The 17,541-nt window shown below is 42.1% G+C and carries 16 protein-coding genes; 6 read left to right on the top strand and 10 right to left on the bottom strand.

Annotated elements, in window-relative coordinates:
* Positions 1-92: 92 nt before the first annotated feature.
* The 5 genes from L1266_RS15790 to pspA all read right to left on the bottom strand — a co-directional run bounded on the left by L1266_RS15790 (position 93) and on the right by pspA (position 3,950).
* Positions 93-1,127, bottom strand: coding sequence for a TIGR01620 family protein (locus tag L1266_RS15790; RefSeq protein ID WP_235377880.1), 1,035 nt, complete (start codon positions 1,125-1,127; stop codon positions 93-95).
* On the bottom strand, positions 1,124-2,536 hold the full coding sequence (locus tag L1266_RS15785) for a YcjX family protein (RefSeq protein WP_105175203.1): 1,413 nt from the start codon (positions 2,534-2,536) through the stop codon (positions 1,124-1,126). Before L1266_RS15785 ends, L1266_RS15790 begins: the two co-directional genes overlap by 4 nt.
* 62 nt (positions 2,537-2,598) lie before the next feature.
* Positions 2,599-3,000, bottom strand: coding sequence for an envelope stress response membrane protein PspC (gene pspC, locus L1266_RS15780; protein WP_063706824.1), 402 nt, complete (start codon positions 2,998-3,000; stop codon positions 2,599-2,601).
* Positions 2,997-3,230 carry an envelope stress response membrane protein PspB gene (pspB, locus tag L1266_RS15775; protein WP_036969793.1) on the bottom strand — a complete coding sequence of 78 codons (234 nt, stop codon included), beginning with the start codon at positions 3,228-3,230 and terminating at the stop codon, positions 2,997-2,999. The genes pspC and pspB overlap by 4 nt, the downstream gene beginning before the upstream one ends.
* Before the next feature lie 57 nt (positions 3,231-3,287).
* On the bottom strand, positions 3,288-3,950 hold the full coding sequence (gene pspA, locus L1266_RS15770; RefSeq protein WP_175082837.1) for a phage shock protein PspA: 663 nt from the start codon (positions 3,948-3,950) through the stop codon (positions 3,288-3,290).
* A gap of 188 nt (positions 3,951-4,138) precedes the next feature.
* On the opposite strand from pspA, the gene pspF reads away from it, so the two are divergent.
* Genes pspF through L1266_RS15740 form a run of 6 tightly spaced genes read left to right on the top strand, consistent with a single transcriptional unit; the run spans position 4,139 to position 10,505 of the window.
* Positions 4,139-5,212: a phage shock protein operon transcriptional activator gene (gene pspF / locus L1266_RS15765; protein ID WP_054562065.1), complete on the top strand. Its 1,074-nt coding sequence runs from the start codon at positions 4,139-4,141 to the stop codon at positions 5,210-5,212.
* Positions 5,213-5,227: 15 nt separating this feature from the next.
* Positions 5,228-6,835, top strand: a complete 1,608-nt coding sequence (locus L1266_RS15760) for an ABC transporter substrate-binding protein (protein WP_235377879.1) — start codon at positions 5,228-5,230, stop codon at positions 6,833-6,835.
* Positions 6,835-7,869 carry an ABC transporter permease gene (locus L1266_RS15755; RefSeq protein ID WP_235377878.1) on the top strand — a complete coding sequence of 345 codons (1,035 nt, stop codon included), beginning with the start codon at positions 6,835-6,837 and terminating at the stop codon, positions 7,867-7,869. The genes L1266_RS15760 and L1266_RS15755 overlap by 1 nt, the downstream gene beginning before the upstream one ends.
* Positions 7,856-8,749, top strand: a complete 894-nt coding sequence (locus tag L1266_RS15750) for an ABC transporter permease subunit (RefSeq protein WP_235377877.1) — start codon at positions 7,856-7,858, stop codon at positions 8,747-8,749. Before L1266_RS15755 ends, L1266_RS15750 begins: the two co-directional genes overlap by 14 nt.
* Positions 8,750-8,751: 2 nt before the next feature.
* Complete coding sequence (locus L1266_RS15745) at positions 8,752-9,744, top strand: peptide ABC transporter ATP-binding protein (protein ID WP_054553142.1); 993 nt, start codon at positions 8,752-8,754, stop codon at positions 9,742-9,744.
* Positions 9,744-10,505, top strand: coding sequence for an ATP-binding cassette domain-containing protein (locus L1266_RS15740; protein ID WP_054553143.1), 762 nt, complete (start codon positions 9,744-9,746; stop codon positions 10,503-10,505). The genes L1266_RS15745 and L1266_RS15740 overlap by 1 nt, the downstream gene beginning before the upstream one ends.
* Positions 10,506-10,606: 101 nt before the next feature.
* On the opposite strand, the gene L1266_RS15735 is transcribed toward L1266_RS15740, so the two are convergent.
* The 5 genes from L1266_RS15735 to clpX form a co-directional block, all read right to left on the bottom strand.
* Positions 10,607-11,005 carry a GNAT family N-acetyltransferase gene (locus L1266_RS15735; protein WP_235377876.1) on the bottom strand — a complete coding sequence of 133 codons (399 nt, stop codon included), beginning with the start codon at positions 11,003-11,005 and terminating at the stop codon, positions 10,607-10,609.
* An 83-nt stretch (positions 11,006-11,088) separates the two neighbouring features.
* Entirely contained in the window at positions 11,089-12,990 is a 1,902-nt protein-coding gene (gene ppiD, locus L1266_RS15730; RefSeq protein ID WP_054553145.1) for a peptidylprolyl isomerase, read from the bottom strand.
* A gap of 158 nt (positions 12,991-13,148) precedes the next feature.
* The gene (locus L1266_RS15725; RefSeq protein WP_175580427.1) at positions 13,149-13,439 is read right to left on the bottom strand and encodes an HU family DNA-binding protein; all 291 of its coding nucleotides are present in this window, start codon (positions 13,437-13,439) and stop codon (positions 13,149-13,151) included.
* A 197-nt stretch (positions 13,440-13,636) separates the two neighbouring features.
* Positions 13,637-15,997 carry an endopeptidase La gene (lon, locus tag L1266_RS15720; RefSeq protein ID WP_235377875.1) on the bottom strand — a complete coding sequence of 787 codons (2,361 nt, stop codon included), beginning with the start codon at positions 15,995-15,997 and terminating at the stop codon, positions 13,637-13,639.
* A gap of 143 nt (positions 15,998-16,140) precedes the next feature.
* Positions 16,141-17,424: an ATP-dependent protease ATP-binding subunit ClpX gene (clpX, locus tag L1266_RS15715; protein WP_054553147.1), complete on the bottom strand. Its 1,284-nt coding sequence runs from the start codon at positions 17,422-17,424 to the stop codon at positions 16,141-16,143.
* Between the last annotated feature and the right edge of the window lie 117 nt (positions 17,425-17,541).

Raw genomic sequence — 17,541 nt, 5'->3', positions numbered from 1 at the left:
TAAAACGTAGATACCCACGATGCACAAGCATGCCGGATGCTCAGATGGCTAAATATCACTCAGCTGTTTTTATTAACTGTACACAAAAGTTGTCATTTTGTATTTTCGGTCTCTTTGTCGCTCGTACGTGAGGCTATTTTACGGGCAATACTATTGGCGGTTTCTTTTAACAAGCTACGCTTATGCTCTAAGCGAGGTAACGGGCGACTAAGCTCCATCGCTTTATACCCTATACGCGCAGTAAAAATACCGGCACTTAGCCCTTGCGCTGCACGGCCCGACAATTTCCCCAGTAATTCAGCGCTTAGTGCCGTTGCCGCTAAATCTGAGACTAACTCTGCACTCCCAACAAAAAGCACTTGTTTCACTAATAAGCGATACAATTTAATACGGCTTGCATAACCAAAACCAATACCGTAAATACGGCCAATTTGTTCAATGAGCTTAGTGCCACGCCATAGCACCGCCATCATATCAACTAAAGCCAGAGGGCTTAGCGCAACCAATAAACCAGACTCAGTAGCAAAACGGTTAATCAGTTTTTTCGCTTGCTGATCTTGGCTGACCAATAAGCTATCGGCGTATAAGGTCATGATTTCTTTATCAGTATGGTGACTTGCTATTTGCTGCTTAAACTCTTCAAACCCAGTAAGCGTTTGATGTTTATTAAGCTTTTCTAGCCATGGTAATGCTTCACCTACTTGCTCGCTATTGAGTAAGCGGTCAGCCTCGGTACGATGCAATTGATTACGCTTTAAACTTCTTAGCATGCGGTACTCGCGCCAAATAACACGGGCAATCAGTAGCACACCACTTAGAACAGCCGTTAAATACACCGAACCTAAAATAATTGATTGCTGGAACGTCACAAATAATGACATTGCAAACTCAAGTAACACTAAAACTAAAAAGCTAACAACAAACACTCCTTTTAGGGTTTGCCATTTCGACTTTTTATACACAGGCTCAAGCTCAATGCTATCTTGCTGATCTTCTTCAGTGTCGATAAATTCAGCGTTTTCTATCACTTTAGCAACAGTTAGCTCCTTCGCTGGCTCTTCATTACTTGCAGAGCTTGAAATACGGCGACCCGCCTGAAAGTTCATCTCCTTTGGTTGCTCACTCATGTTAGTTTATCTCCTATCAGATACTGCATGACATGATCTAAACGAATATGCTTTAACCGTTTATCAGGGCATGGCAGTGGCGAAAACGATAAGAACTCAAAGCCCTGTTTTGGCCACTCTTGTTTGTTGAGCAGGCGTGACGGCGGCTGCGGCGGTAAATACGTCAGCCATTCTTGCTCGCCTAAAGGCTTGCCATAAATACAGGCTAACTGCTGGCCTTTTTCAGCCACTTGGCGCGGCTCTGTAGCGCAGATAGATGACATTGCCATGGTTTCGATTTGCACACCTTCGAACTTTAAGTGATTCGTTTGGTCATGCACGATTGAATCAAGCAATAGCGCTAAATCTTTATGATATTGCGCACTAATATGATCTGACTTATTGGCCGCAAACAGTAGCTTGTCGATGTTTGGTTTAAACAAACGTTTAAAGAAGCTTGCTTCACCATAATTAAAGTGTGCCAACAATTGGTTAATAACACGACTTTGCTCATGCAGCGTTTCGCTACCTTCATTCAAGGCACTGAGCACATCCACCAGCACAATTTGACGATCAAAATGACGAAAATGCTGCTCGTAAAAAGGTTTTACAACCTCTTTTACATAGGCTTTATAGCGCTTTTTAAGATGCGCTAAATTCGACCCTTCGGTTATGTCGTCAGGCACATTAGCAACCGGGAAAAACTGCAGTAGCGGCGCTCCTTTAAGCTCGCCTGGCATCAGCATGCGACCAGGTTGCAGCATGGCAAGCTTGGTGTCTTTTTTAAGGCCCACTAATAACTGCTGATAAAGCGCAGCAACATCAGCAAGTTTGCTCTCATCAACACTGGCTGATAGATCAAGTTCAGCAAGGGCTGTTAAAAATGGCTTCGCTTTTTCGTTGCGTGCTGTTTGCTGCAAGAGTGAGTATTGTGACTCACACCAATCAGCAAATGATTGCTCTAGCATTGGCAAATCAAGTAGCCATTCACCTGGGTAATCAATAATGTCTAAATAGAGCGTTGATTGCGGTGCGAAGTGACCGCGTAGCCCCGAATTACTTTGGTACTTAATAGCTAAACGTAGCGTATTTATACGTTCGGTAGAGGCAGGCCATGCAGGCTCACCTTCAACAGGTAATAACGCTGATAATGCATTTGTGTATTCAAATGTCGGTATTGTCAGTGCTTGCTGCGGCACAATTTTTGTGGCGATATGACGTTTTTCGCGCATCACATCAAAAAAAGGTAAGTTTTTATCGTCAGCTTGGCTGGTTAAATGTTTAACCAAGGCGGTAATAAAAGCGGTTTTACCGCTGCCACTTAACCCTGTAACGGCTAACTTCACGTGTTGATCTAAACTACGGTGAAGGGCTTTTTCCGCTTTATTTTTTAACGAATTAAAGGTGTTCTTTGCAAATGATTGGCTCATAAAGTGTCTAGCACCTTATTTGCGCTGGGTATCACGATGCAAACAAGGTGCGTATATATCCTTTAAAGTTTGTTGATTTCACGGCTAACCGTAAATTCTGTTGATGTGACATAGCGTTCCATCTCTTGTAAACGACCATCAACTCGAGCAAGACGATCTTTTAAGTCTTGCAATGCACGGCGAGGTGGTTCCCCTTTTTGCCATACTTTAAATTTTACTTCAAGCGGGTCTTGGTGAATGCTATCTGCACTTTTATCTGCTTTTTCAGTCGGCTTTTTGTCTAAAATAAACCAAGCAGCAATATAAGCAACAACAATAAACGGGCCGCCTGATAATAGTACTGCTGTCACCACTAAAATGCGTACCAGCCAAAGCTCCATGTTAAAGTAATCGCTGATACCTGCGCACACGCCAGCTATTTTACCGCGCTCTGCGTCTCTAAATAATTCGCGTTTGGTACTCATACTTTACGTCTCCACTGCGGAGCCTCTTGATCTAATAAGGCTTCTAATGTTTCAACACGCTCTGCCATTTTATCCGCTTTTTGTGCAAGCTCTAATAATTGGCGGTGCTCGTGTTCACTTAAACCTTGGCTCACTTGTTTTTTACTACGGTAATGTAAAATTAGCCAAAGTGGGGCAACAACCACCATAAAAACAATAATCGGTGCCATCAAAACTTCTGCGTCGAACATGGTACTCTCCTGTCAATCCGTTATGTGTTTAAGCATTGGGGGACTCGCCCCCATTTATTATTTTTTATCTGCTAGTTTTTTCTTAAGCTCAGCTAGCTCATCATCAATCTTTTCGTCTTGCTGAAGACCAGCAATTTCGTCAGCTAATGATTTTTTACCAAGATCATAAGACTCTATTTGTGATTCTAGACCATCGATCTTACTTTCGTAACGTTCGAAGCGGTTTAAAGCGTCTTCAACTTTAGAGCTGTCGAGTGCTTTTTTAACTTCAAGACGCGACTCAGCAGAGCGTTGACGTAAGATGATTGCTTTTTGACGCGCTTTTGCATCAGCTAGCTTCTCTTGTAACGTGCTGACTTCTTGCTGTAGTTTCTCGATGTGAGACTCTACATGCTCAAGCTCAGTTTCAACCGCTGCGACTGCATCTGCTGACTTTTGCTTTTCAATCAGTGCTGCACGTGCTAAATCATCACGGTCTTTGCTTAGTGCTAATTCAGCTTTTTCTTGCCAGTCTGCAACTTGAACTTTTAAAGTTTCAACGCGACGTACTAGCTCTTTTTTCTCAGCAAGTGTTTTTGCTGATGTAGAGCGAACTTCTACTAATGTATCTTCCATCTCTTGGATGATCAGGCGAACCATTTTTTCTGGGTCTTCTGCTTTATCTAAGATGGCATTGATATTAGAATTAACGATGTCTGCAAAACGTGAAAAAATTCCCATAACATTTACCTCTTTGGTGTTTTAACTTAATCAGTTGGTATATCTAGTATCAATATGCTTGCCAACTTTTATAAACTTAGAATAACCCAATATATTCAAACAGTTAAACTAAATTTATAAATTTCTTTAGTTCTCCAAGATAATGAAATACACTAGATCTTAGTAAAAATGACTAAGAGTTAGGGAATATGAGCCAATTTCGCCAACAGGATAATTTACTCGGCCAATCTGACAGTTTTTTAAGTGTACTTGATCAAGTTTCTCAACTAGCTAGTTTAGAAAAGCCAGTCCTTATTATTGGTGAGCGCGGTACAGGTAAAGAACTTATTGCAGCCCGTTTGCACTTCTTATCTAAGCGTTGGGATCAAAACTATATAAAGCTTAACTGTGCAGCGCTTAACGAAAACCTGCTCGAAAGCGAATTATTTGGTCATGAAAGTGGGGCATTTACCGGTGCCAGTAAACGCCACGAAGGCCGCTTTGAGCGTGCCAATGGCGGTACACTATTCCTTGATGAATTAGCCAACACCTCGGCGATGGTACAAGAAAAACTACTACGCGTTATTGAATACGGCGAGTTTGAACGCGTTGGTGGTAAGCAAACCGTTAAAGTCGATACCCGTTTAGTCTGTGCGACTAATGAAGACTTACCAACCCTTGCTGAGCAAGGCGAATTTAGAAGCGACTTACTCGACCGCCTCGCTTTTGATGTGATTACCCTACCCCCACTGCGTGAACGCCAAGAAGATATCATGTTACTGGCAGAACAATTTGCAATTAACATGGCCCGCGACCTTGAGTGGGAGCTATTTAGTGGCTTTACGCGTAGCGCCATCGAAACGCTACAATCTTATGAGTGGCCTGGTAATATTCGTGAGTTAAAGAATGTGGTTGAACGTAGCCTCTATCGTCATGGTAACGAACATATTCCCGTTCACCAGATTATTTTAGATCCATTTGCGAGTAAATTTAGACCTAAACAGCGCGTTAAAGCTGCCGTTAGCAGTGCCCCTGTTGCAAACGTCGAAGCTGCGCCTATCGCCACGACACAAAATCAAGACGTTGTGACACTCAATAAGCCCGACATTCAATTTCCTTGTAATTTAAAGCAGCTATCTAACGACTTTGAAATTGATGTCATTAAAAAAGCGCTTGAACATAGCCAATTTAACCAAAAGAAAACTGCAGAACACTTAGAATTAACGTATCATCAATTACGTGGCTATTTGAAAAAATACAATTTATTAGATCAGCAGCAATAGTTAGAGGCTAATCAGGTGTTTAAACCGTTACTTGCTTTGTCTTTGGTGTGCTTAGTAGGCTGCCTAGATAACGAAGAAAAAACCACAGAACAAAAAAACCAGGGCTTAGTCTATTGCGCTGAAGCAAACCCTGTGTCGTTTAATCCACAAGTGACAACGACAGGTTCGACTATCGATATTATCGCCAATCAGCTTTATGATCGCCTGTTAAGTATTGATCCGGTGTCTGCCGAGTTTAAAGCAGAGCTGGCAACTGATTGGAAAATTAGCCCAGACGGCAAAGCAATTACCTTTACCCTGCGTAAAGGGGTTAAGTTTCACACCACAAAATACTTTACCCCAAGCCGTGATTTTAATGCTGATGATGTAATTTTTACTTTCAGCCGCTTATTCGACGTTTATAACCCTTATCACTTTGTTGGCGATGCCAGCTACCCTTATTTTCAAAGTGTGGGTATTGATCAGCTTATTCGTCGCATTGTGCGTGTTTCTGATTACCAAGTACGGTTTGAGCTTTATAATGCTGAAAGCAGCTTTTTAGCAAACCTTGCAACCGACTTTGCCGTGGTGTTATCCGAAGAATACGCCATGCAGCTTAAAGAGCGAAACCAAGAAAGCTTATTTGACCAATACCCAGTGGGTACTGGCCCTTATGTATATAAAGAATATCGTCGCGACCGTTTAATTCGCTATTACCGCAACCCAGACTACTGGAAACATCCTGTAGCCCTTGAACAACTGGTGTATGACATTACGCCAAACGGCACCACACGCGTTGCGAAAATGCTCACTAAAGAGTGTGATGTGACTGCGCACCCAAGCAGCGCGCAGTTAAGTATTTTATCGCAACGTGAAGACATTAAAGTTCAAAAAGAGCAAAACTTAAATATTGGTTACTGGGCCTTTAATACTGAGCGCCCGCCTTTTGATGATGTACGTGTACGCCAAGCACTCGCAAGCGCCATTGATGTCGATAAAATCATGCAAGCGGTGTATTACGGTAACGGAATTAAGGCACAGTCATTACTGCCTCCGGCTTCGTGGGCATTTGAAGCGCAAAAAGCCATGCCTGAATTTAACCCAGCTCTTGCCAAAACCTTACTCGCAGAAGCTGGCTACAAAAATGGCTTTGATATGAATATTTGGGCTATGCCGGTAAGCCGTATTTATAATCCAAACGCCCGTAAAATGGCTGAGCTTATGCAAAGTGATTTACGCAAGATTGGTGTAAACGTTAATATCGTCGAGTATGAGTGGAACACCTTTTTACAACGCGTTGGTGAGCATAGACACGATAGTGTGTTACTTGGTTGGGCTGCTGATACGCCAGATCCTGATAATTTTATGAGCCCATTGTTAAGTTGCACCGCAACATTTAGTGGTAAAAACCCTGCCAATTGGTGTCATCCTGAATTTGATTTATTACTTACCCAAGCCCTCGACACCACAGATCTTGAAAAACGAAAACAATACTACAATCAGGCACAGCGGATCATAGTGCAAGAGCTGCCTATTTTGCCGATAGCCCATGGTATGCGCTTTCAAGCAGCAAGTAGTGACGTAAAAGGTATAAATTTAAGCCCATTCGGCGGCATTTCACTAGCTAACGCGAGGAAAGAATAATGATCCTTGATTATATTCTTCGTCGTCTAGCGTTGTTAATGTTTATGATGCTGACGCTGAGTATTTTTACCTTTTCATTGAGCTTTTTGTTCCCGGGTGATGCGCTAACTAACTTAAGTGGTATTACTAATAGTACGTTCTCGCAAACCAGTGTGTTAGAGGAAAAGTTTCACTTTACCGACAACTACGTGGTGCAATACTTTGCCTTTTTAGAACGCATTATTCAGGGGGATTGGGGAATTTCTTTTGCATCTGGTGAGAGTGTATTTCAACATATAAAAGACTTATTTCCAGCAACACTCGAATTGAGTCTTTATGCGCTCATTGTATCCGTCATAGTTGGCGTACCAAGTGGTATTTTAGCCGCTGCCTACTACAAACGTTGGCCTGATAAACTGATAAATTCCGGCACACTTTTTGGCTATTCAATGCCCGTTTTTTGGTTAGCATTGTTACTAATTATGGTGTTTTCACTGCAACTAGGCTGGTTTCCTATGTCAGGCCGCATGGGCCTTCTTTACGAAATAGAACCAGTTACCGGCTTTATACTTATTGATATCTTTTTAGCTGATTTCCCCTATGATGGCATGGCATTTTTAGATGCAATCCATCATTTAACACTACCTACTATAGTACTTGCTATGTACCCGACCACAGTACTAGTTCGCTTTACCCGTGATTCAATGCTGAAAGTACTCGATCAAAGTTATATTAAAACAGCGCGCGCAAAAGGCTTAAACCGTGCGCAGCTGATTATTCACCACGCTCTGCGTAATGCGCTGCTACCGGTGATTAAACAAATAGGTTTACAGTTTAGTACCTTGATCACTCTTGCGATGATCACCGAGGTTATTTTCTCATGGCCGGGAATTGGTCGTTGGCTTATCGATAGCATTTATCAGCGCGACTATCCTGCCATTCAAGGTGGCTTACTCGCTGTTTCTATGTTCGTTATTTTAGCTACCATTATTGCTGAGCTCACTTATACCTTATTCGACCCATTATCGCGGAACCAAGCTCATGGCAAAGTTTAATTTATTCTCTGAAGAGTCGAATAAATCGCCGTTAGCGCGATTTTGGAAGAAATTTAAAACCAATCACCCTGCCCTTGTGGGTTTATGGTTGTTTATTGCTTTAGTGTTATTGGCAGTGACTGCACCACTCCTTGCACCTTATGGCGTAAACCAGCAACACAGTGATGCACTGCTATTACCGCCATCGTGGCATGATGCAGGTGACGTACGCTTTTTATTGGGCACCGACGATTTAGGCCGAGATGTGTTATCGCGCTTAATGAATGGTGCAACTTACACCTTTGGATTATCGGTTGTCGCAGCTTTGATCACCACAGTGATAGGTGTGTTAGTGGGCACCTTTGCAGGCATTAGCAAAGGTATTCGCTCAAGCTTTTTAAATCACTTGCTTGATATTACCTTATCAATTCCATCATTATTACTGGCCATCATTATTATTGCGATTCTTGGTCCTGGTCTAATGAATACAGTTTGGGCGATTATATTAGCTTTATTGCCTCAGTTTATTCACTCGGTGCGTAACTTAATTGTCGAAGAGCTTAACAAAGATTACATTACTGCATTCAAGCTTGATGGCGCATCCAATTGGCATATTCTTGCTCGTGGTATTTTTCCGAACATTTACGAGCATATTGTGGTTATTTTTACCATGGCGCTTTCTACTGCGATTTTGGATATCTCGGCACTTGGCTTTTTAAAATTGGGCGCCCAGCCCCCCACCACAGAATGGGGCGCTATTTTGGCTGAAAATCTAGGTTTAATTTACCTTGCCCCTTGGACTGTTGGCTTACCAGGCGTATTATTATTTTTAGCAGTGCTGTCTACCAATTTAGTAGGTGACGGTTTACGCCAAGTGCTTAAAGAACGTAAGGCCGACTAATTATGCAATTACTCGATATTCGTAACCTCACTATAGAGTTACGCACTTCAGATACCGTGATTCGTGCGGTGGATAGAGTCAGCATGACCTTAAAAGAAGGCGAAGTACATGCTTTGGTTGGTGAGTCTGGCTCAGGTAAAAGCTTAATTGCAAAAGCCATTGTTGGAGTTTTAAACAAACGTTGGCATATCACTGCAGACCGCATGCATTGGCGTGGCGTGGATTTAATGCGCTTATCTAACGAGCAACGCCGTAAACTCGTAGGTCAAGACATTGCTATGATCTACCAAGATCCAAGCCGCTGCCTAGATCCAACTGCCAAGATATTCGACCAAATTGCCGAGACCTTACCTGAACAAGCAACCAGTGGTTTTTTCTTAAAACGAAACAGACAACGAAAAGACAGAGTAAAAGCGTTAATCCACAAGGTTGGTATTAAAGACCATAAGAAGGTGCTAGACAGCTACCCTCATGAGCTCTCTGAAGGTATTTGTCAAAAAGTGATGATTGCCATGGCCATTGCGCGTACCCCAAAACTATTGATTGCCGATGAGCCAACTACCGCTCTTGAGAGCACCACGCGTGCGCAGGTATTTAGACTGCTAAAAAGCTTAAACCAGCTAAAGAACATGTCGATTTTGATGATCTCTCACGAGCTTGAGGAAATTGTAGAGTGGTCTCATGGCATGCATGTTTTATACTGCGGTCAGATGGTTGAAGCTGGGCCGACTAACAAAATTTTTAGCCAGCCGCGACATCCTTATACCCAAGCACTGTTAAAAAGTTTGCCTGATTATGAGCAAGGGCTTGCTCACAAAGAGCCGTTTTATGCTTTAAAAGGCACCATTCCAACTTTACAACATTTACCTATTGGCTGCCGCTTAGGCCCACGTTGCCCACAAGCACAAAAAGAGTGTGTCGTTACCCCGAAATTGACCAAGCATCATAGCCAGAGTTACGCCTGTCATTTCCCATTAATTAAGGCGATGAAATAATGCAGCCCCTACTCAAAGTTCAAGCATTATCAAAGAGTTTTAATTTGCGTGCCGGTTTATTTTCCCGTAGAAGCTTTACTGTATTAAAAGATATTTCGTTTTGCTTAGGGCAAGGCGAGACGATCGCCATTATTGGTGAAACAGGCTCAGGTAAAAGTACTCTCGCCAAATTGCTTGCAGGGGCTGATAACGCAGATAAAGGGCAAATTTTACTTGATGGCAATATCATCGAAAATGATGGCTTGCGTGATAACGACTGTCGCCATATTAGGTTGATTTTCCAAGACTCTGAAGCGTCTTTGAATCCAGGTTTAACCATTGGCGATATGCTCAATGACTGTTTACAGTACAACACTGATTTAAACAAAGAAGAGCGTGAAGATAAAATAAAGCAAACCCTCGCAAAAGTGGGCTTGCTTTTAGATCACCAGCACTATTACCCGCATATGTTTAGTAGTGGTCAATTACAACGTATAGCGCTTGCACGGGCTTTAATTTTAGATCCTAAGGTTGTCGTGCTCGATGAAGCGTTATCGTCCCTTGACCCGTCTGTACGCGCACAAACGGTAAACTTATTGCTACGTCTACAAAAAGACACAGGCCTTAGCTATGTGCTTATTACGCATCACCTAAGTTTGGTGCGTCATATTAGCGACCAACTTGTGGTACTTGATCACGGTGAGATTGTTGAATACGGCCAAACCGAAGCGATTTTCCAAGATCCCCAATCGGTGGTAACGCAGAAGTTGTTGAACTGTTGATAGTGAGCTGTCAGCTATCAGCCGTAAGCTGTCAGTTTGATTCGGCGTTAAAACGCCTCCTACTGAGTGATTCGATCACTCCCCTTGCAGCTTTACTCTTATCAAAACTTTCTATACATCCCTTGGCTTTGTGGTGCGACAAACTTGTAGCCAAGCTTTTCGTAAAAGCCAGGTTTGTCAGCGACCATAGTGACGTAACTACCTTCATAAGCGGCAGATTCGATGTAGCGGTCAACATGTTCCATAATGACACGCCCTAACCCTTGCCCTTGATATTCAGGTGATACAGCAATATCAACCACTTCAAAATTACAGCCGCCATCACCAATAACGCGGCCCATGCCAATCAACTCATCGTTTTTACGAATACAAATAGCATAAAGAGAGTTTGGTAACCCCGCCTTTGCAGCCGCTAATGAACGTGCTGATAAGCCAGCTTTAAGGCGCATATCACAGTATTCTTCTGCGCTTGGTAGCTGCTCTATTAGACTGTACTCCATAAAAGCTCCTTATAACTTGCATTACCTTTAACGTTAACAAAAAAGGCGCCAGTAGGCGCCTTTTATTTAACTCAGTTTGCTAATTATTCAGCAGCTTGAGTCGCTTTTGGTACTTGCACTTCAGCTTGTGCTTTTAGTGCTGCAATAAATACCATGTAGTTTTTATTCACTTGAGCCATCGTGATGTTTTGCTTTTGTTGCTCATTAATCTCAACTTCAGTCGCTGGATTAACTGCTTTTAGCGCAACAATTGCCGCATCGCCATTGTTTAGGTCAACAACTTCAACCTCTGGTGCACCTTGTGGGTGAGCCATTTTGAAAGCTTGTTGAACAATAGCTGGTGACACTGTGTAAGCTTGACGAGCAAGTGCAGCTTCTTGGCGTACTGTTAGGCCTTCAGCTTGTGCAACTTCGTTTAGGCTCTTACCAGCTTCGATCTCAGCGTATAGAGTGCGTGCTTTTTCTTTAGCAAGCTCCGATGCTTTTTGTGAAACTAACGTCGCCTTAATTTGCTCAGACACATCTGCTAGTGCTTTCGTAGTCGCAGCTTTGTGATCGTTTACACGAACAACAACAGCATGTTCATCACCTACTTCAATTACTTCTGAGTTCATGCGATCTTCTAACACTTCAGGTGAGAAAATAGCAGTAACAACTTGTGGGTTGTTTAGCGGCTCAGGTAATGCATTGCGAGTCACAAGTTCTGTTTTCTGCACTTCAACGCCTGCTGCTTCTGCTGCATCAATTAAAGTATCTGAAATTTCGAACGCAAGCTCACCCATTTGAGTTTGCTTTTCATAGAACGCATTAATTTTCTTAGTACGCTCAAGTTCAGCGCGAAGCTCATCTTTTACGTCAGCATATGGTTTAACTTGCTGTGTTTGAATATCAGTAAGTTTGATGATGTGATAACCAAACTCTGATTCTACAACGTCAGAAATGTCGCCTTTGTTTTCAAGAGCATAAGTTGCATCTTCAAACGCAGGGTCCATCATGTCACGTTCAATCCAGTCTAGATCACCGCCCATTTCTGCACTCACTACATCATCAGAAGATGACTCAGCTAGCTCAGCAAAATCAGCACCGTTTTGTAACTGCGTTAGTAGCTCTTCAGCTTTCGCTTTTGCTGCATCATCGTCTTCGCTGTTATCAATTAAGATGTGCGATACACGACGTTTTTCAGGCTCAACATATTGGGCACTGTTTTGATCATAGTAAGCTTTGATATCTTCTTCTGAAACACTTGAATCAAGCGTTAAGCTCGCTGCATTTAAGTCAATGTAGCTTACAGACACTTGCTCTGGTGCTAAGAATTGCGGTTGATTCAACTCATAGTAATCAGCAATTTCTTGCTCTGTTACTTCGATACCAGCTTGTAATGATTCTTTAGCAACAACTAAGTAATCAATACTGCGCGTTTGCTGTTGTAGAGCAACGCTGTTGTTTAATTCATTTTCTAAGATGAAATCAGTACCAGCTACTGCACCCACTAATTGGCTGCGTGTCATGTCTTCACGTAAATATTCACGGAAAGCATCTGGTTGGAAATTCATTTGACGAATAACTTGTAAGTAGCGGTCGTTGCTAAACTGGCCGCCTACTTGGAAGTAAGGCATTTCTAAAATTGCTTTACGAACACTTTCGTCGCTTACACGAAGACCTAATTCTGCCGCTAGTTGAGTTTGCAATTCTTGTTGTACTAAACGGTCGATTACGCCTTGGCGAATTTGTGCCATGTAATTTGGATCAGCAGCGATTTGTGCAAAGTATTCACCAAATTGTTGTTCTAAACGGTTACGTTCGTTTTGGTATGCACGGCTGAATTCGGTTTGGCTAATTTTAACTCCATTTACTTCTGCAACGGGTTGCTCTGTGGTTTGTCCTAAATAACCACCGATCCCAGCTAAAGCAAAAGATAAAATCACCGCGCCTAATATAATTTTGGCTGCAGGTCCCTGCGAACCTTCTCTGATTTTCTCAAGCATTTATCTATCTCTATTCTGATCAGGTACAAATTAACCCTGCTCATGTAAAAAAAGCGTATCTTACCAGATACGCTTTTTCACTTGAAGTAACTGGTGATAAGTTACCTAAATTCAATTTAAGTGTGATTAGGTATCTCTCACCAACTAATCTTTAATGATTAGTTTACTGCGTCTTTCAGCGCTTTACCTGCTTTGAAAGAAGGAATGTTTGCTGCAGCAATCTGGATAGTCTCACCAGTTTGCGGGTTACGACCTGAACGCGCTGCACGCTCACGTACAGAGAAAGTACCAAAGCCAACTAGCGCTACTGAATCGCCATCTTTAAGAGCGCCTGAAACAGCCTCGATGAATGAATCTAGTGCACGACCTGCAGCCGCTTTAGAAATGTCAGCGTCAGCTGCGATTTGATCGATTAATTGAGATTTATTCACAATATCATCCTCTTTCATTGTTATTATCAAGAGCGATTGTTTTTATAAAAAATAACATCACTGTTTTGAAAATTTATGAGCAAATTAAGTTTATGCTCAGTTTATTATATTTTTCTCAACCCTAGGCCACATAAGGCCTAGGCTTGAAAACTAGTGCTTAACTTATCATACCCTTTGTATTTGAAAAGCCCCTAAATGCACTTTTTTGCGGTTTTTTACTGGTTTTTTTCAGTTTCGACAGAAAAACTCTCAACAGGATGCTTCAAAGCCAGTTTTAAAACGTCATCAATCCATGTAACTGGGTGAATTTCAAGGCCCTCTAATACGTTGTCTGGGATCTCTTTTAAGTCACGTTCGTTAATTTTTGGAATAATAACGGTTTTAATTCCACCACGATGCGCTGCCAGTAGCTTTTCTTTTAAGCCACCAATTGGTAATACTTCACCACGTAATGTGATTTCACCTGTCATTGCTACATCTGAGCGCACTGGATTACCCGTTAAGCTCGATACCAAACCAGTTACCATGGCAATACCTGCACTTGGGCCATCTTTTGGTGTTGCACCTTCAGGCACGTGAACATGAATGTCACGTTTCTCATAGAAGTCGCTATTAATACGAAGTTTTTCAGCACGATTACGAACAACCGTCATCGCTGCCTGAATTGACTCTTGCATTACATCACCAAGCGAACCTGTGAAAGTTAGCTTGCCTTTACCTGGTACAGCTGCTGATTCAATAGTCAGTAAATCACCACCTACTTCAGTCCACGCAAGACCCGTTACTTGGCCAATACGGTCACCGTCTTCAGCTTTACCATAATCAAAGCGTTGTACGCCTAAGAACTCTTCAAGGTTGTTATCGTCGATAAGGACCTTTTTAGTGTCTTTATCAAGCAGGATGTTTTTAACTGCTTTACGGCATAGTTTTGACACTTCACGCTCTAAGTTACGAACGCCCGCTTCACGTGTGTAGTAGCGGATAATGCCAATAATTGCGCTGTCAGCAATTTCAACTTCATGCTCTTTTAAACCATTGCGCTTAACTTGTTTTGGAATCAAGTGCTGTTTAGCAATGTTTAGCTTCTCGTCTTCGGTGTAACCCGAAAGGCGAATAACTTCCATACGGTCTAATAACGGACCTGGGATATTAAAGCTATTTGATGTTGCCACAAACATCACGTCAGATAGGTCGTAATCAACTTCTAAGTAGTGATCAGCAAAATGGCTGTTTTGCTCAGGATCAAGTACTTCAAGTAATGCTGATGCAGGGTCGCCACGCATATCTGATGACATCTTATCGATTTCATCTAATAAGAATAATGGGTTCTTTACGCCAACTTTAGTCATATTCTGGATTAACTTACCAGGCATAGAACCAATATAAGTACGACGGTGACCGCGGATTTCCGCTTCATCACGAACGCCACCTAATGCCATACGCACATATTTACGACCTGTAGAGCGTGCGATTGACTGACCAAGTGAAGTCTTACCTACACCAGGAGGACCGACTAAACATAAAATTGGGCCTTTTAGCTTATTAGTGCGCTGTTGTACCGCTAGATACTCAATAATACGCTCTTTAACTTTATCTAAGCCGTAATGGTCACTATCTAAAATCTTTTGTGCGCCAGCTAAGTCTTTTTTCACCTTAGAGCGTTTTTTCCAAGGTACATTGATTAGCGTATCAATATACGAGCGCACGACGGTTGCTTCCGCTGACATCGGCGACATCATTTTTAATTTAGATAACTCAGCGTTTGCTTTCTCTTGCGCTTCTTTAGGCATACCAGACTCTTCGATGCGTTTTTTAATTGCTTCGAATTCATCGGGTACATCATCAAGTTCGCCAAGCTCTTTTTGAATCGCTTTCATTTGCTCGTTGAGGTAATACTCACGCTGCGACTTTTCCATCTGCTTTTTCACGCGAGTACGGATTTTTTTCTCAACTTGCAGTAAGTCAATCTCGCCTTCCATTAGTGCCATTAAGTATTCAAGACGCTCAGTCACATCGGCAATCTCCAGTACTTTTTGCTTTTCAGGTACCTTAAGCGGCATGTGTGCTGCCATGGTATCAGCAAGGCGTGCAGCTTCATCGATGCCAGACACAGAAGTAAGTACTTCAGGTGGGATCTTCTTATTGAGCTTTACATAGCCTTCAAATTGGCTAATTGCGCTGCGAATAAAGATATCTTGTTCTTGCTCGTCGATATGGCCTGATTCGATGAACTGTGCTTCAGCTACAAAGAAATCATCGTTATCTAAAAACGTTTCAACGCTCGCACGTTGTGTGCCTTCAACAAGCACTTTAACGGTGCCATCAGGTAACTTTAATAACTGAAGTACTGTGGCAATGGTGCCAACACGGTAGATATCATCTTGCTGCGGATCATCAACAGAGGCGTCTTTTTGCGCCACTAGGAAAATTTGTTTGTCCTTGTCCATCGCCGCTTCTAGGCATTTTATTGATTTTTCACGACCAACAAATAGCGGGATCACCATGTGTGGGTAAACCACTACATCGCGCAGTGCCAACACGGGGATTTCGACTCGATCTGTTCTCTCAAGCGTCATTATATTCTCTTCGCACTTCATTTATTTTAAAGATTACTCAAGTATATGGGGATATGTAAGGGAAAGTTCAACATATTTATAAAAAAAGGAGCCTTTGGCTCCTTTTTCGTGTTCAACTGCTTAACTTTTAAACTATTACAGCTTTATTCTGATGCAGCTTTGTCTTGGTTACCGCTTTGGTAAATCAAAATTGGGTCTGATTCACCTTTAATAACGGTTTCATCAATAACCACTTTGCTAACATCATCCATCGAAGGTAATTCATACATAGTATCAAGTAATACGCCTTCAACGATTGAACGTAAGCCACGAGCACCTGTTTTACGCTCCATTGCTTTATGAGCAATTGCGCTAAGTGCATCTTCTCGGAACTCAAGCTCAACATCTTCCATCGCAAACAATGCAGAGAACTGTTTAGTTAATGCATTTTTTGGTTCGCTCAGAATTTGAATAAGCGCTGCTTCATCTAGTTCTGTTAGTGTCGCAACAACTGGAAGACGACCAATGAACTCAGGGATTAAACCGTATTTCACTAAATCTTCTGGTTCAACATCTTTAAATGTTTCACTTAAGCTACGGCTACCTGATGATTGCTTAACTTCAGCACCAAAACCAATACCGGTATTTTTATGGCTGCGTTGTTCAATCACTTTATCTAGGCCAGCAAACGCACCGCCACAGATAAATAGGATCTTAGATGTATCAACTTGCAAGAATTCTTGCTGTGGATGCTTACGGCCGCCTTGTGGTGGTACAGATGCAACCGTCCCTTCAATTAGCTTAAGTAAGGCTTGTTGTACACCTTCGCCCGATACGTCACGGGTGATCGATGGATTGTCAGACTTACGAGAAATCTTGTCGATTTCATCGATGTAAACAATACCACGTTGTGCTTTTTCTACGTCGTAATCACATTTTTGCAGTAGCTTTTGAATGATGTTTTCAACGTCTTCACCTACATAACCTGCTTCAGTTAGTGTCGTTGCATCCGCCATCGTGAATGGTACATCAAGTAAACGGGCCATGGTTTCAGCAAGTAATGTTTTACCACTACCTGTAGGACCGATTAGTAGAATATTACTCTTACCAAGCTCAATATCTGCATTGATTGTTTGATTGCGTAAACGTTTGTAGTGATTGTATACCGCAACCGACAGCACTTTTTTCGCGTGGTCTTGGCCAATCACGTAATCATCTAAGTGATTACGAATTTCTTTCGGCACAGGCAGTTTATCAGACGCATTATGCTTCGGCGCAATGTCTTTGATTTCTTCCCTGATAATATCGTTACATAGCTCAACACATTCATCGCAAATATATACTGAAGGACCAGCAATTAGTTTGCGAACTTCGTGCTGGCTTTTGCCGCAGAAAGAGCAGTATAACAATTTATTACTTTTGTCGCCGTCTGTAGGAGTGTCAGACATTCAGCTACCTCATTTATTACGTTGGCAGTAGCACTAGCCACTGCTAATTCACTATGTTTAACTATATCAAAGAATATTAGTTTTCGCATAGTAAAGGGTGATAGCTAACAATACGTT

Origin of the sequence: Pseudoalteromonas sp. Cn5-37 (assembly GCF_021532495.1) — a bacterium.
GTDB lineage: Bacteria > Pseudomonadota > Gammaproteobacteria > Enterobacterales > Alteromonadaceae > Pseudoalteromonas > Pseudoalteromonas simplex.
This window is presented reverse-complemented; position numbering and strand designations above follow the sequence as displayed.

Coding starts and splice junctions, on each gene's coding strand:
- L1266_RS15725 (WP_175580427.1), bottom strand. CDS start 13,439: ATGAAAGAGGATGATATTGTGAATAAATCTCAATTAATCGATCAAATC.
- L1266_RS15785 (WP_105175203.1), bottom strand. CDS start 2,536: ATGAGCCAATCATTTGCAAAGAACACCTTTAATTCGTTAAAAAATAAA.
- clpX (WP_054553147.1), bottom strand. CDS start 17,424: ATGTCTGACACTCCTACAGACGGCGACAAAAGTAATAAATTGTTATAC.
- L1266_RS15735 (WP_235377876.1), bottom strand. CDS start 11,005: ATGGAGTACAGTCTAATAGAGCAGCTACCAAGCGCAGAAGAATACTGT.
- pspA (WP_175082837.1), bottom strand. CDS start 3,950: ATGGGAATTTTTTCACGTTTTGCAGACATCGTTAATTCTAATATCAAT.
- L1266_RS15745 (WP_054553142.1), top strand. CDS start 8,752: ATGCAATTACTCGATATTCGTAACCTCACTATAGAGTTACGCACTTCA.
- L1266_RS15755 (WP_235377878.1), top strand. CDS start 6,835: ATGATCCTTGATTATATTCTTCGTCGTCTAGCGTTGTTAATGTTTATG.
- L1266_RS15740 (WP_054553143.1), top strand. CDS start 9,744: ATGCAGCCCCTACTCAAAGTTCAAGCATTATCAAAGAGTTTTAATTTG.
- pspC (WP_063706824.1), bottom strand. CDS start 3,000: ATGAGTACCAAACGCGAATTATTTAGAGACGCAGAGCGCGGTAAAATA.
- pspB (WP_036969793.1), bottom strand. CDS start 3,230: ATGTTCGACGCAGAAGTTTTGATGGCACCGATTATTGTTTTTATGGTG.
- L1266_RS15750 (WP_235377877.1), top strand. CDS start 7,856: ATGGCAAAGTTTAATTTATTCTCTGAAGAGTCGAATAAATCGCCGTTA.
- lon (WP_235377875.1), bottom strand. CDS start 15,997: ATGACGCTTGAGAGAACAGATCGAGTCGAAATCCCCGTGTTGGCACTG.
- L1266_RS15790 (WP_235377880.1), bottom strand. CDS start 1,127: ATGAGTGAGCAACCAAAGGAGATGAACTTTCAGGCGGGTCGCCGTATT.
- ppiD (WP_054553145.1), bottom strand. CDS start 12,990: ATGCTTGAGAAAATCAGAGAAGGTTCGCAGGGACCTGCAGCCAAAATT.
- pspF (WP_054562065.1), top strand. CDS start 4,139: ATGAGCCAATTTCGCCAACAGGATAATTTACTCGGCCAATCTGACAGT.